Origin of the sequence: Photobacterium atrarenae (genome assembly GCF_024380015.1) — a bacterium.
Lineage (GTDB): Bacteria > Pseudomonadota > Gammaproteobacteria > Enterobacterales > Vibrionaceae > Photobacterium > Photobacterium atrarenae.
Genome location: NZ_CP101508.1, coordinates 1723267 through 1736981 on the forward strand (window position 1 = coordinate 1723267; position 13715 = coordinate 1736981).

Sequence of the window (13715 nt, forward strand, 5' to 3'; positions counted from 1 at the left end):
TGGCAGAAAGGCAGCCTCGAGTCATCGCATTTTAAATCTAATTCACTCAAACCGAATGATAGCATTCGGTTATTTGCTTGATTTTAACGCCGCGAGAGATTGCAATCCATAACGAAAAGATGATGTGGGTAATCAGACTTTTTAGCAGCATATGAGGGATTTAGCGACATCCGCCGCTATGCAGAATCATCATGATTTCGGCGAGACCCAGCGCGGATCCTCGTCACCACAAACGAAACCACCGCCAAAAGCAGAAACAACCAAAACAACGGGATGAATCCAAACGGTTCCACCAAGAAACCGTCGTCATCAACGGATGAACCTATCAGATAATAACTCACCCCGCAGATCAGGCTGATCCCCAGCAACACCACCGATAGCCAAAATGTTTTCAGGATTTTCATGAATCGTGTACCTTTCGTCGGATCAATTGATGCGTCATTTGAATACCTCGATCATTTCATCAATGATTTTACGATGATGTGCCGCTCGGGTCACAGCACCAGGCTCTTTACAAATATCATCTGCACCTTCAGCAGCGAGGATCTGAAGCCCGATTTCTGAGCATCGGCTAAACGCACTATAGGGCGTTGCAGCACTCACCCTGCTCAGTTTGAGCTGTGGGATCTCAGACAGTGATTTTGCAGGTGCCAAAGCCGCCTTTGCAGAACCGGAGAGATCAAGCACTGCCACCGGCACTGAAATCGCCTTCAAGCTCTGCTCGTCAAAGGTCTGGGTTAATTCAGGGTTGATCACCACATAGGATTTGATGCGTGGGTCCGTTGTAGTCCCGGCGATCAACTCATCCCGAATGGCAGTGAAATCGACTTGATTGGCTGAGAACCATTGGCAGTCAATATTGACGCCTGCATGCTCACACGATGCTTTATAGGCGTCCGGGCTGACTTTTGCGCCTGCAAGCGTCATCATGGCCGTTCCCCCAAGAAAAAATCCGGCGCCAAACACCCGGCTGTGATCAACATATTGATCCAGTGCCGGATGTTGCTTGAGGCTTGATAGTGCCAGGGAGATATCGCTGGGCCGACGCACGAGTTCATAGGGCGCGGATTGCGGTTGGAGCGCATCAAAGCCGGGCGGTTTTGGCACCACCACCATATAGCCTTGCTTGACCAAAGCGGCGGCGATCCAACCGGTATGAACAAATGCGGATCGCATGCCGCCATGGGACAACAGAACCACCGGATATTGCCCCGGCGCAATCTCAGCGTCCCGTATCACATCGGTACTGAGAAACACTTTACTCTCGCCAAAGGTTTCACTGGCACCCTGCGCATGGGTCGGATACCAGTAGTAGATCTCGACATCCCGCTGACGATCCGGGCTATAAATTCGCTTTACCTGTAAACCTATCTCGGTACTGTCCCCGGCATTGACACTGAAAGACAGCATTAACATGCCGAGGAAACTGATCACTTTTTTCATACGTTCCTTTTACCCTGTAATTCAGCGGAAATGCCATCCTGCCACCAAACCATAGCTAAAAGGAATATTGATCAACACACCATGAGCAACAGCGTGCTTAAATCTGTGACCGACCTTTGAAAAGGCTGACTCTCCCGCCAATCAACTCTCAACCAACGAAGGGGGGAACCCCTTAATTTCTCGAAAATGAATCCCCAGCCGCCAGTAAAAAACAATTTCAAACACGCTGAAAAACACCACATCCCACATCGAGGTCTCCACCGGTGAAACCGCGGAAAATATAAAAATGAAAGGAAGAAAAGCAACCAAAAAGCGAATCCCGAATACCCATGCCAATGCCAATGCAAAATATTGAGTCAGGAACTGACCGCCTGAGCTTTGCTTATGCACATACAGTAAACCGAACACCAGGATCGGCACGCTCAATATCGATGATGCAATATCGTAGATGTTATAGCTGGTAAACGGGATGAACAGCAGACTGATCACCACCATATGGGCCATAAAATACTGAAACGATTCATGCTCACTGACTTGGTTTGCCGCGAGCTCTTTTTTCAGAGATTGAATATCCCAAAAATACATCCCTATATCCTTCTCGACACGCCGCATACCAACATCACGGCACTAGTATTCAAAATTGAGCACATCAAACCATATGCTTTGAATCTGGTAAAGTGTTCCGAAAGAAATGCTCAATGTCATAAGCCGTTATCTGGTGGGTGCCTGATATAAAAAGAGAGAGGTATATCCCTCTCTCTTTACAAGATTTGAATTGTCGGGAACGTGCCCAGCCTTAATCCAGCACCGGCCGGAAAAAGCTGCGTTCATAACTGAGAATACATTGTGTATCTTCGGCAAATTGAAATGCGCTCATACACTCCGGATCATCAAAAGACTTGGTCCGGTATTCCTCATAAGCCGCCAGGCTTGGAAAAGTAAATAATGCCAGGGCGATATTACTCGCCCCTTCCGATGGCAAAAAGTAGCCATGATGTTGCCCACCAAATCTATTCACCAGTGGGATCCACATTTTTGCATATTCTTCGAACGCATTGACCTTCGAAGGATCGATCACATATTTCAAATAACACGTCACCATTACCACTATTTCCCTATTATGTTCATATCAATGTGTCGATGATTTCAGGTACCACTATTGCTGCTTCATCAATGCAAAACAAGTTACAGCCGTTTCCGTTTCTTTTCAACGTCATCAATCGCCGCATCCAACGTTTCACTGAACACCCATTTCAACTCAACCCTCTCTGTGTATACGTTCACTGTATGCAGAAAATTATATTTCACTGATTCATAACGATTTTTGTAGCCTGCATATAGGTGTAGTGGTATTGTGAACTGTCCGCGCTGCTATAAACCATTTCCATCCGCGCGGTAAAACGATGAGTCGTACCAAAGGAGATCAACATGGATCCAGTGTTTCAAATTCTCGACGTTATTCTGAACGTTGAAGTCTTTCTGCTTATTTTTGTGTTAGTCCTGCTCAAAAGCAGCGTGAAATTTGTGCCGCAAAATCGCGCCTGGCTCATCGAGCGCTTTGGTAAATATCAATCGACAAAAGAAGCCGGACTGAACTTTATTGTGCCGTTTATCGATCGTATTGCCGCTGACCGTAGCCTGAAAGAGCAAGCGCAGGATGTTCCGTCACAATCAGCCATTACCAAAGACAATATTTCTCTGGTGGTGGATGGCGTACTTTATTTCCGAGTGCTTGATCCTTATAAAGCCACCTATGGCGTCGATGATTACGTATTTGCCGTTACCCAGCTGGCGCAAACCACCATGCGTTCCGAATTGGGTAAAATGGAGCTGGATAAAACCTTTGAAGAACGTGACCTGCTGAATACCAATATCGTGACTGCAATTAACCAGGCGTCAGAGCCATGGGGCATTCAGGTATTGCGTTATGAAATCAAAGATATTGTGCCACCAAACTCCGTCATGGAAGCCATGGAAGCACAAATGAAAGCTGAGCGGGTCAAGCGTGCGCAGATCCTCGAATCAGAAGGTGACCGACAAGCGGCCATCAACGTCGCTGAAGGTAAAAAGCAGTCCCAGGTTCTTGCAGCTGAAGCGGATAAAGCCGAGCAGATCCTCCGCGCAGAAGGTGAAGCGAAAGCGATTATTGCCGTTGCTGAAGCGCAAGCCGAAGCGCTGCGTAAAGTCGGTGAAGCCGCCAACACCGAGCAAGGTCAGAAAGCGATCCAACTGGATCTGGCCACCAAAGCGATTACGGCCAAAGAGGCTATTGCCAAAGAGTCTTCCGTGGTCTTGTTGCCGGACGGCAACACGGATGCCAGCTCGCTGGTCGCCCAAGGCATGTCGATTATCAATGCCATTAATCAAAAGCAAAATAGTTAATTTCAGAGTGTAAATGATGGAATTCATAACCGAACATTTGCCCCAAGCACTCATGGTTCTCGGCGTTCTCGCGCTGATCACTGAGGTGGCCGTGCTGGGGATGTCGACCTTCATCTTACTTTTCCTGGGGCTTTCATTGTTAGCTACCGGGATCCTGATGAACGTTGCGATCCTCGACAGCTCACTGACCACGGCGCTCTGGAGCAATACCCTGCTCACCGCCGCCCTAGCATTCATCTTGTGGAAACCGCTCAAGCGGATGCAGGAAAGCAAAGGGGCGAAAGATATTCAGTCAGACTTTGCGGAGTTAACCTTCATCCTTGAAAGTGATGTGGATGATCGCGGACTAACTCAGTACGCCTACTCCGGGATCAACTGGAAACTCAAGAGTCGGCAGCCGCTTGCGGCCGGCACCCAGGTCAAAGTCGTCAAAAAAGAAGTCGGCGTAATGTGGGTTGAGGCGCTGGGGGCTTAGCCTTATGCACTAGCCATTTACGACGAAGCCACACCTCAAGGTGTGGCTTTTTTGAAACAGCGACACCGTCTATTGCCGGAATAACAACCATTTCGTCTCACATACCGCACTGATCCCAGTCGCGCAGGCTTATTCACACCATGATGACTTCAGGCCAGATCAACCTCTGGAGCCAAAACCCGTTGAATCATCTGCCTCAACCAGAGATGCGCCGAGTCCGACGTCTTGCGCTGGTGCCAAATCGTATCGAAATCAAACGTATCAATATGAAATGGCGGGCGGAAAATCGTAAGGTTTTTGTCAGTGGCAAATTGCTCTAGCGTTCTTGCGGCGACGGTTAAGATCAAGTCGGTGCCTGCCACTAAGTTCCCTGCGACGCCCCAATGAGGCAGCACCATACTAATGTTCCGGGTGTGCCCAATTTTATGCAGCGCGCTGTCGACTTCATTGTCCGAGCCTTCACGGAGCGCCACCAGCAAATGAGAGCGCGCTAACCAGGCTGATAAATCCAGATAGCCGCATTCCGGCAGTGTCGCACTGTCGGCAACACAAACAAAAGCTTCCTGAAAGAGCGTTTCTGATTGAAGCTCATAAGGGATATTAGGAAAAACACCGAAAGCAAGGTCCACTTCACCATCGATCACCTGGGTGATCATGGCATCCCGGCTGCCCTGAGTGACGACCAGCTTAATATTCGGTGCAACAGCGCGAATTTCCCTTAACAACGGAGGCAGGATCACCTGGGCCCCATAATCAGACATCGCAATGCGGAAGGTACGATCCGCCAACTCGGGGGAAAATGCCGGAGGCTCAAAGAGCGTCCCGAGCTGGGACAGAGCTTCATCCAAAGGTTTCTTGAGTTCTGCCGCCTTTGGCGTCAATTCGAATTTGCCCCCCTTTCTGATCAGCAATGGATCATCAAAAACTCTCCTCAGGTAAGCTAGCGAGTGACTGACCGCTGGCTGACTCTTATTGAGCCTGACCGCGGCACGCGAAATATGCTTCTCCGATAACAACGCCTGCATCGTGACTAGGTGGTTGAGATCAACGCGTCTCAGGTAGTTCATAGGTTGCCCTTTGATGAGTGTGGCGCCTAAATCCACTTCGGCGAGCACGGTCCACACCGCCAGCTGCGCCATCCCGCTTGCTTGTTCAGACCACTTTTCAAAGTTGTCTGCGTGACATGGCGGCCTAAGTTGTATACAGATCGTCTTTTCGCGAGACTTGATAATAATTGATGATTCATTCAATGTCCTACTTCTATTTATTGACCACAACAGAAGTGGTTGGCTGTTCTTTGCTGCCGACGGCAATCGTTGTTTTCCCGGATGTAAAATACTGAACCATGATCATTCCGGATATGATCAAGGTAATCCCGATGATCCTGCCCAAATTCACTTCCTTCACCGGCAATCCCAGCAAGCCAAAATGATCAATCAAAAGTGAAACCATGACCTGCCCGGTGATCACACAAACAATGAACGTGGTGGCACCAAGTTTCGGCGTAAGCACCAAAGCCGCAGTGATATAAATCACACCAGCAACACCGCCAAACCAGGCCCACCAAGGGATGTTTCCGATACCTGTGAGATTCATCGGTTGTACTTTCATCGTAACGATCACCGATAACACAATCGCTAAGCTGACCACCAATGAAACGACGGTTGCCCACAAAGGATGACCCAGCGCTTTCCCCAAGAAGGCATTACTTCCAGCCTGGAATGGCACGAGCGCACCGGCAATGACTGCAATAGTCAGAAATATAAACAGATTCGAGGAAATGTGATTAGACATATTATTTTCCTTAAATTATTTGATGAGTTTCATTCTTCCATGATTCGTGGGATTAATGAAATTCAAAAAAAACATGTTCAATATTCACCTAATGAATAGTTTTCAGCAAATTTAAATTTGACGGGATAATGCAGCAAAAGAGAATTTTTGAATCATGAGAAAAATAGCCGCCCTGTCGCGGGCGGCTATTATACATTTGAGAAGTCAGAGCCGGTTATATCAAAGGCAGCCAGCCCAGCAAGGCAAAGCTGATCGCCGCCGCTGCGCCGGTCAACAGCACATAAGGGAACTGGGTCCGGATATGATCGATGTGATCATTACCAGTTGCCATTGATGAGACGATCCCGGTGTCACTGATGGGCGACGTCATGTCTCCGAAAATAGCGCCGGAAATCGCCGCACCGATCATCAGATGAGGATCGATCCCGGTTGCCACGCCGATTTGCACCCCAATCGGGATCATAATGGCGAAGGTGCCCCAAGAAGTGCCGGTAGCCAGCGACATCAGGGCTGCAATCAGAAAGACGAAACTTGCCGAGAATCCGGCCGGGATCACGCCTTCAATGCTCTGAGTAATGTACTGCCCGGTATGCATTTCTGCCGACAGGTTCCCCATCAGGAACGCCAAGGTCATGATGGCACCCAGTGGCATCATCGATGAATAGCCCGCCAACAGATGGGTGAAGAACTGATCGACTGTGAGCACCCTGCGCGCAATGAAATAGACGAAAGAAACCGCCGTTCCCGCCATGACCGCCCAGAAGACCGCGGTTGAGCCCGAGCCGTGGGCAATATCGCCGTCACCGGTGATATATAGTCCCACCGGTACCATCACAACCGTTGTCAGCAACGGAATGATAAAGTGCAGCGGATGACCGTGTTGCTTCGTTTGCAGCGTCTGGACTTCATCATCGCCTGCAATCGGAAATGCACCGTCTCTCAGTGCTTTACCACCGGCGGCCCGTTGATCGGCCACTTTCATCGGCCCCCAGGATGCCTGGCTGAAGATGTAAAACAACACGCTGGCAATGGAGAACCAGGCCATCAGGTTATACGGCATCGCGTGGAGCAGGATATTGAAGGGTTCCCCTTCCAGATAGCCCTGACTGATCTGCACGCCGATGATCGCCATCATCGCCGCGCCCCAGCCATTCATGATGATGCTGGAACAGCTCGCCACGCAGGAGGACTGAATGATGTAGGCCATCTTCTCCCGCGAAATATTGTACCGGCCGGCAAGATCCCGGGTGACCGTCCCGGCGGACATCAGCGAGATCGAGCTCTCGATAAAGATGAACATAGTGGTCAACATCGCCAGCAGCTGGACGGCGTAGCGGTTGTTAATCACATGCGCTTTTTCCGTCAGCCAGTGCACCATGCCCTGAGTACCACCGGTGACCTGCACCAGGCGAATAATACCGCCCACCATAAAGCAGAACAGAATAGTGCGGGTATTGCCGGCAGAGGCAAAGACCTCAATCACTTTGTCCAGGGTGTGCTGCACCCCAGTCACCGGATTAAAACCAGCCATCACGGTATAACCCACCACAGCGCCGGCCAGCAGCGACAGAATGACCTGGCGAGTAAGCACCGCCAGGGTAATGGTGACCAGTGGGGTGATCACAGTCCAGATTCCGTAGTCTTGCATGAACATCCCTTAGCGTAGTGCGGCTTCAAGATCAGCGAGCAGATCCTGAATGTCTTCAATCCCGACCGACAGTCGCAGTGTGGTGTCATACACACCAATCGCGGCACGCTCTTCAGGTGTCATCGAGCCATGGGACATGGACGCAGAATGGTTCAGCATACTCTCGACCCCGCCCAGAGACTCGGCCAGGACGAAATACTGCAACTTGCCGATAAACTGCTTGGCCGTTTCCAGATCGCCTTTCAGGCGCACGGTCACGACAGCGCCACCGCTGCGCATCTGTTTTTGGCACAGCGCATGCTGGGGGTGGCTTTCCAGTCCTGGGTAATGCACTTCGGCTACGCTCGGGTGAGATTCAAGAAAACGGGCCACTTCCAGCGCGTTACTGCATTGGCGCTCCATGCGCAGGGCCAGAGTTTTCATCCCGCGTAGCGCCAGATAGGCATCGAACGGCGAAGCAATCGCGCCAACGGTGGTTTTAATGAAATCCAGCTCTTTCGCCAGATCATCCCGGTTGGTGATCAGTGCCCCGCCAATCAGATCCGAGTGGCCGCCAATGTATTTGCTGGTCGATAGCATCACGATATCCGCCCCCAATGTCAGTGGCGTCTGGTTCCAGGCACTGGCGAAAGTATTATCAACGCAAGTCAACAGGTTGTGTTGTTTTGCCAGGTGGCACACCGACGCAATATCAACCAGCTCCAGCAATGGGTTGGTCGGGGTTTCAATCCAGATCATTTTGGTTTCCGGGCGGATATGCTGCGCAACCAGATCCAGATCATTGAGGTCGATATAATCGACACTCAGCTGGTTATTTTGTTTCCGCAAGCGCTCAAACAGACGGTAAGTACCGCCGTACACCCCTTTCATCGCAATAATATGCGAGCCGTGCGGCAGCAGCTCAACCGCCAGCGCCGTGGCAGCCATCCCGGATGCCGTTGCGGTGGCGTAACAGCCCTGCTCCAGTGCTGCCAGGGCCGTTTCGTAAGCGTGGCGAGTCGGATTACTGACGCGGGAGTAAGCGAAGTCTCCCCCTTCGTCAAGGTTCGGCTGAATAAAACTGCTGGCCGTATAAATCGGTGGAAATAGTGCGTTATGGCCTGCATCTTGTTGCTGGCCGCCATGGACGGCTAACGTTGAGATATTTTTACTTTTCATGGGTAATGAACCTGATCATGGGTGAAGAAACGGTGCCTGTATTCGTGGCAATGGTGCGGAATACGGAAAGATCTCAATGAATGGTTTAACGATAAGTGCACCATCATAATATTCTTCCCATTCAGCACCTTAATAGCGTTTTGTTCTAATATAGAAACTGACCAGAATACGGTGAATTATCATACAAAATCTGGATTTTCTAAGCGCGGCGCCAGAGCTCAAATATCGAAACAGTCTGATTAATCACCAGTTTCAGAGAACAGAGGACCTTATAAGAAGATTGAAATGATGGAAGCTGTGTTGCCCTGACCCAGCAATTTACAGAAGGGTCAATTTGTCATTACTCAACCCGATGATGTGCGACACAACTCACAACACTGCGAACTAATGTCATCGTTTGCACAGGATTAGTGACCCGAATCACCTAAATATCCCAGACTTAAATTTAGAATCATCACTCTAATTTTCAATGACAACATTAGTGAATGATGAAAAGACATTTCTTAGCCTCAGCCATCTGCCTCTCTCTTGCCGGACAAGCCTTCGCCGCAGACGGTGACATCGTTGATGTCACAATTCTGGGGACTTCAGATATTCACGGCCATTTCATGCCGTGGGATTACGCCAGTGACAAGCTCAATCTGCGCGGAAGCCTGAGCCAGATTGCCACCAAGGTGAAATCGATTCGAGAAGCTCAGGACAACGTGATCCTGGTTGATGCCGGTGACACTATTCAGGGCAACTTCGTCGAAACATTCAAAGATGAGCCGGTTGATCCGATGATGCTGGGCTTCAATGAAATGAACTACGATATTTGGGTGCTGGGCAACCATGAGTTCGACTTCGGCCTCAATGTCCTCAACCGTTCGCTCACCCAGTTCAAAGGCACGTCTCTGGGCGGTAACATCAAGCGTCCCGACGGCAATCCTTTCCTGCCCGCTTACAAGATCATTGAAAAACAAGGAGTCAAAATCGGTGTCATTGGCATGGATACACCAATGACCCAAGTCTTCGCTGAAGGTACAAATCGCCTCGAAGGCATGACCTTCACCAACCCTTCACTTGAAGTGAAAAAGGTCATCCAGCAGATTGATGATCAGGTTGATGCCATTGTGCTGGTCGCACATATGGGGATCGATAACGAAAATAACATCGAAGCCACCGGGGTCCGTGATATTGCCAATGATAACCCGGAACTAGATGCGATTGTCGCCGGCCATATGCATACCCTCATCAACAAAGCGACCATCAACGGCGTGATTATCACTGAGCCGGACAAATACGGCCGCGCCCTTTCCCGTATCGATTTGCAGTTTGAAGAAAGAAACGGCCAGTTTACGTTGGTCAACAAAGACAGCTACACCTACAAAATCAAAGGCACGGCTTCCGATGCGACAATGGAAGAGCTCTATGCGCCCTACCATCAACGCCTGCGTGAGAATGCCAACCGTATCGTGGCTGAACTTTCCGGTGTTGATTTAGTGCCCGAGAATGAAATCAAAGGGATCCCTCAGGTTCACATTCAGGACACTGGTATCAGCGCGCTGTTCCAGGAAGCCAGCATGTACTATGCACCGAAGGCCAACGTGATTGCCCTGCAGATCGATAACGACCAGGCCGAACTGGATGTTGGTCAGATCAAAGCCAAAGATATTGCCTACAACTACCAGTATGCCGGTGGTGAAATCACGGTTTACGAAATGACGGGCAAAGCGCTGAAAACTTACATGGAATGGTCTGCCGGTTACTTTAACCGTGTGAAAGAAGGCGATGTGACGTACAGCTTTAACCCTGAGCGCCGCGCATCCAAATATTCAACCAATGATTTCTTCGCCGGGGTGACCTACACCATTGACCTGACTGAACCTGTGGGCCAACGCATTAAGTCATTGCAATTTGCTGATGGCAAGCGCATCACGGACACCACTCCGATCCGCATCGGGATGAACAGCTACCGGATGGGACACCTGACCAAAGCAGGCGGTGTACTTGAAGGACGTGATTTTCCGGTGCTGTTTGATACCGAAGCTGAATACGGCGAAGAGGCAGGCACGATTCGTAATCTGACGATCCGTTACCTAACCGAAGTGAAACACGGCAAGTACGAAGGTAAACCGATGCACCGCTGGACTCTGAGTGGACTCACAGGTTTTGAGAAAGAACGTAACATCGTCAAAGCTCTGATCAACGAAGGAAAAATTTCAGTCCCAAGCAGCAAAGATGGTCGCTATACCAACATTGCATCGATAAACGTCAAAGATAAGATCTTTGCCACCCACGATGCGTTCAAGCGCTATCTTGACACCATGGAGCAAAAGCTAAGCCAAACGTCTGATGATGCCGCGAAGCAGCACATCGAGCGTGAGATCATCATTGCCAAAGCACTAAATCAAGCTTAAGCCCCCCAAGAAACCAAAAGCCTCCGTGAATGCGGAGGCTATTGTGTTGATGACGGACTCCTATTGTGCGTTTGCTGTCTCAGAATAGAGCGGCGCAGCAGGTTTAAGTAAGCGAACCATAATTGTCAGCGCGCTTCTGTCAGTCAGCAAACGACTTTTTCCCCACTTCTTCCAGCAAAGCTCTGGCCGCAAGCTTTCCAAGCGCATTGGCAGCAAGAGGGCTGTCACCTGTCAGCATCTTCCTATCCTGATACGTGGCTCCGGTAATATCCTGATTAACAATTTCGAAGCCGCAAGCCTTCAGCTTTTCACCGAACTTCCATGTCAGGTGGCCAGGCATATAACCGGCAAAAGAGACATCTAAACAGGGCGGTCGCAATACCGCCCTTTCTTTTGTCACCCTCGCACGATTTATGTTTAAAACTCGCTCCGTGGCCGGTTGAATGGTGCCTGTCCATTTAACACATAGTGACAGCCCATTGAATTGACTTCATTGGTTCCCATTCCCCACCTCCCTCTGGCGTTTAAAGTTTGCTCGCCATCTCAAATTTGTTGCGCCTGGCACTCGAAACATTCCAATTGTGATACCTGGCCATTTTTTAACAAAAAATTACAATAAAATACCAATTGAAAACAAATAAAAAGATGTTACCACCATAAGTTTTATTTTCACCCGCACAAGAAACTAGGTTGATTTTTTAAATTCCAGTCTAATCGACTAAGGGGGTTGTTATGAGTACCACCGGAGCGACTGCCGTCAGCGCGACAAAGAAGAAACTCAGCTTTCCTTCCGCATATACCGTCTTGTTTTGCGTTGCTGCCCTGGTGGCAATGCTGACTTGGTTTGTTGATGCCGGCGTCTATAACAAACTGTCCTATCAGGGTGAAAGCTTTATGATCACCTATTCGGACGGCCGTACAGAAACGTTACCCGCAACACAGGAAACACTGGACAATATTGGCATTAAGGCCGATCTGGAAAAATTCGTCAACGGCGACATCTATAAGCCCGTCGGAATCCCCAACTCCTACACTACCGTCGATCCGAACCCGCAGGGGATCATGGATTTATTCAAAGCCCCGATCCAAGGCATGTATCAATCCATTGATGTCGTGTTCTTTGTCCTGGTGATTGGCGGGTTCATCGGTATCGTCAACCATTCAGGTGCATTCGGCGCCGGGATCAACCGTCTGTCACAGGTGATGACGGGTCGGGAAAAGTGGCTCATTGTCATCGTCACGGCCCTGATTGCACTGGGCGGAACAAGCTTTGGCATGGCTGAAGAAACCATTGCTTTCTACCCGATCCTGGTGCCCATATTCATTGCCGCAGGCTATGACGCAATTGTCGCCCTAGCCGCAATTTATCTGGGATCGTCCATCGGGACCATGTGCTCAACGGTCAACCCGTTCAGTACCATCATTGCTTCAAACGCTGCCGGGATTAACTGGACGCTGGGTTTAAACTTACGTTTGGCGTTGCTGATTGCCGGTACTCTGGTCTGCATGTTGTACATCATTCGCTACGCGCAGCGGGTGAAAGCCGATCCAACCCAATCGCTAATCTACAACCAGAAAAAAGAAATTGAAGCACGCTTTCTGAAAAACATCGATACCAGTGCATCGGCAGCGAAACTCGAGAAACGTCACGCGATCATTCTGACCCTGTTCGCCAGTACCTTCTTCATTATGGTGTACGGTGTCTCCAGCCTGGGCTGGTGGTTTGAAGAAATGACCACCCTTTTCTTCGTCTCTGCCATCGTGATTGCGCTGGTTGACCGGATCCCGGAAAAAGATTTCGTTCGCGAGTTTATTCAGGGGGCCAATGACTTGCTCGGTGTCGCCCTCATCATCGCGATTGCCCGCGGTGTCACCGTATTGATGGATGGCGGCATGATCAGCGATTCTATCCTTCATGCCAGCGCCAATATGGTGGAGGGAATGGACAAAGGCCTGTTTATTGTGGTGATGATGTTCCTGTTCGCTGGCGTGTCGTTCTTCGTCCCTTCCTCATCCGGGTTGGCGGTGCTGTCGATGCCCATCATGGCACCACTGGCCGATGTGGTCGGTATTCCTCGAGACAACATTGTCAGCTCATACCAATACGGGATGGGACTCATGGCATTCATTACCCCGACCGGTTTGGTGCTTGCCTCGCTGGCCATGGTCAATGTCACCTTCGATAAATGGTTACGGTTTGTGATGCCACTCCTTGGCATTCTTGTTGCTATGGCTGCCGCGACCTTGTTGATCAGCGTTTATATCTAATCTCACCTCGACACGAAATAAGGCTACCGCGAGGTAGCCTTATTTTTTCGAGAAAATTTTACAAGGTGACACAATATCCTCTTCTGCCCATACCAACCGTATTTGTCAGGGGAACAATCACGCCATGGCTCCCCACACACTGGCGATC

General features: G+C 49.8%; 13 protein-coding genes. 4 read left to right on the forward strand and 9 right to left on the reverse strand.

The features are described from left to right. Positions 1-176: 176 nt before the first annotated feature. From NNL38_RS08160 to NNL38_RS08175, 4 genes are all read right to left on the reverse strand, one after another. Positions 177-404, reverse strand: coding sequence for a DUF3955 domain-containing protein (locus NNL38_RS08160; protein WP_255390512.1), 228 nt, complete (start codon positions 402-404; stop codon positions 177-179). A 34-nt stretch (positions 405-438) separates the two neighbouring features. Further along, on the reverse strand, positions 439-1443 hold the full coding sequence (locus NNL38_RS08165) for an alpha/beta hydrolase family protein (protein ID WP_255390513.1): 1005 nt from the start codon (positions 1441-1443) through the stop codon (positions 439-441). Positions 1444-1584: 141 nt separating this feature from the next. Beyond that, a complete protein-coding gene (locus NNL38_RS08170) occupies positions 1585-2028 on the reverse strand; it encodes a hypothetical protein (RefSeq protein ID WP_255390514.1) in 444 nt (147 codons plus the stop codon). A 211-nt stretch (positions 2029-2239) separates the two neighbouring features. Next, on the reverse strand, positions 2240-2545 hold the full coding sequence (locus NNL38_RS08175; RefSeq protein ID WP_255390515.1) for an NIPSNAP family protein: 306 nt from the start codon (positions 2543-2545) through the stop codon (positions 2240-2242). Between the two features lie 326 nt (positions 2546-2871). Here NNL38_RS08175 and NNL38_RS08180 point away from each other — a divergent pair, with 326 nt between their 5' ends. Beyond that, positions 2872-3825: an SPFH domain-containing protein gene (locus NNL38_RS08180; protein WP_255390516.1), complete on the forward strand. Its 954-nt coding sequence runs from the start codon at positions 2872-2874 to the stop codon at positions 3823-3825. 13 nt (positions 3826-3838) lie between these two features. Continuing rightward, positions 3839-4300: an NfeD family protein gene (locus NNL38_RS08185; protein WP_255390517.1), complete on the forward strand. Its 462-nt coding sequence runs from the start codon at positions 3839-3841 to the stop codon at positions 4298-4300. A gap of 149 nt (positions 4301-4449) precedes the next feature. Here the strand turns inward: NNL38_RS08185 and NNL38_RS08190 are convergent, their stop codons facing one another. The 4 genes from NNL38_RS08190 to NNL38_RS08205 all read right to left on the reverse strand — a co-directional run bounded on the left by NNL38_RS08190 (position 4450) and on the right by NNL38_RS08205 (position 8900). Next, positions 4450-5439: a LysR family transcriptional regulator gene (locus NNL38_RS08190; RefSeq protein WP_255390518.1), complete on the reverse strand. Its 990-nt coding sequence runs from the start codon at positions 5437-5439 to the stop codon at positions 4450-4452. 121 nt (positions 5440-5560) lie between these two features. After that, on the reverse strand, positions 5561-6094 hold the full coding sequence (locus tag NNL38_RS08195; protein WP_255387575.1) for a DMT family transporter: 534 nt from the start codon (positions 6092-6094) through the stop codon (positions 5561-5563). A gap of 214 nt (positions 6095-6308) precedes the next feature. Next, positions 6309-7742 (reverse strand): Na+/H+ antiporter NhaC family protein, encoded by a 1434-nt coding sequence (locus NNL38_RS08200; protein WP_255387576.1) that lies wholly within the window; start codon positions 7740-7742, stop codon positions 6309-6311. A 9-nt stretch (positions 7743-7751) separates the two neighbouring features. Next, positions 7752-8900, reverse strand: a complete 1149-nt coding sequence (locus NNL38_RS08205) for a trans-sulfuration enzyme family protein (RefSeq protein WP_255387577.1) — start codon at positions 8898-8900, stop codon at positions 7752-7754. Positions 8901-9388: 488 nt separating this feature from the next. On the opposite strand from NNL38_RS08205, the gene NNL38_RS08210 reads away from it, so the two are divergent. Continuing rightward, positions 9389-11299, forward strand: a complete 1911-nt coding sequence (locus NNL38_RS08210; protein WP_255390600.1) for a bifunctional metallophosphatase/5'-nucleotidase — start codon at positions 9389-9391, stop codon at positions 11297-11299. 139 nt (positions 11300-11438) lie between these two features. Here the strand turns inward: NNL38_RS08210 and NNL38_RS08215 are convergent, their stop codons facing one another. After that, positions 11439-11699: a type 1 glutamine amidotransferase family protein gene (locus NNL38_RS08215; RefSeq protein WP_255387578.1), complete on the reverse strand. Its 261-nt coding sequence runs from the start codon at positions 11697-11699 to the stop codon at positions 11439-11441. Positions 11700-12031: 332 nt separating this feature from the next. Between NNL38_RS08215 and NNL38_RS08220 the strand changes: the two genes are divergently transcribed. Beyond that, complete coding sequence (locus tag NNL38_RS08220) at positions 12032-13567, forward strand: YfcC family protein (RefSeq protein ID WP_255387579.1); 1536 nt, start codon at positions 12032-12034, stop codon at positions 13565-13567. The last annotated feature ends 148 nt before the right edge of the window (positions 13568-13715 follow it).

Coding starts and splice junctions, on each gene's coding strand:
- NNL38_RS08205 (WP_255387577.1), bottom strand. CDS start 8,900: ATGAAAAGTAAAAATATCTCAACGTTAGCCGTCCATGGCGGCCAGCAA.
- NNL38_RS08200 (WP_255387576.1), bottom strand. CDS start 7,742: ATGCAAGACTACGGAATCTGGACTGTGATCACCCCACTGGTCACCATT.
- NNL38_RS08175 (WP_255390515.1), bottom strand. CDS start 2,545: ATGGTGACGTGTTATTTGAAATATGTGATCGATCCTTCGAAGGTCAAT.
- NNL38_RS08180 (WP_255390516.1), top strand. CDS start 2,872: ATGGATCCAGTGTTTCAAATTCTCGACGTTATTCTGAACGTTGAAGTC.
- NNL38_RS08190 (WP_255390518.1), bottom strand. CDS start 5,439: ATGGCGCAGCTGGCGGTGTGGACCGTGCTCGCCGAAGTGGATTTAGGC.
- NNL38_RS08170 (WP_255390514.1), bottom strand. CDS start 2,028: ATGTATTTTTGGGATATTCAATCTCTGAAAAAAGAGCTCGCGGCAAAC.
- NNL38_RS08165 (WP_255390513.1), bottom strand. CDS start 1,443: ATGAAAAAAGTGATCAGTTTCCTCGGCATGTTAATGCTGTCTTTCAGT.
- NNL38_RS08220 (WP_255387579.1), top strand. CDS start 12,032: ATGAGTACCACCGGAGCGACTGCCGTCAGCGCGACAAAGAAGAAACTC.
- NNL38_RS08195 (WP_255387575.1), bottom strand. CDS start 6,094: ATGTCTAATCACATTTCCTCGAATCTGTTTATATTTCTGACTATTGCA.
- NNL38_RS08185 (WP_255390517.1), top strand. CDS start 3,839: ATGATGGAATTCATAACCGAACATTTGCCCCAAGCACTCATGGTTCTC.
- NNL38_RS08210 (WP_255390600.1), top strand. CDS start 9,389: ATGAAAAGACATTTCTTAGCCTCAGCCATCTGCCTCTCTCTTGCCGGA.
- NNL38_RS08160 (WP_255390512.1), bottom strand. CDS start 404: ATGAAAATCCTGAAAACATTTTGGCTATCGGTGGTGTTGCTGGGGATC.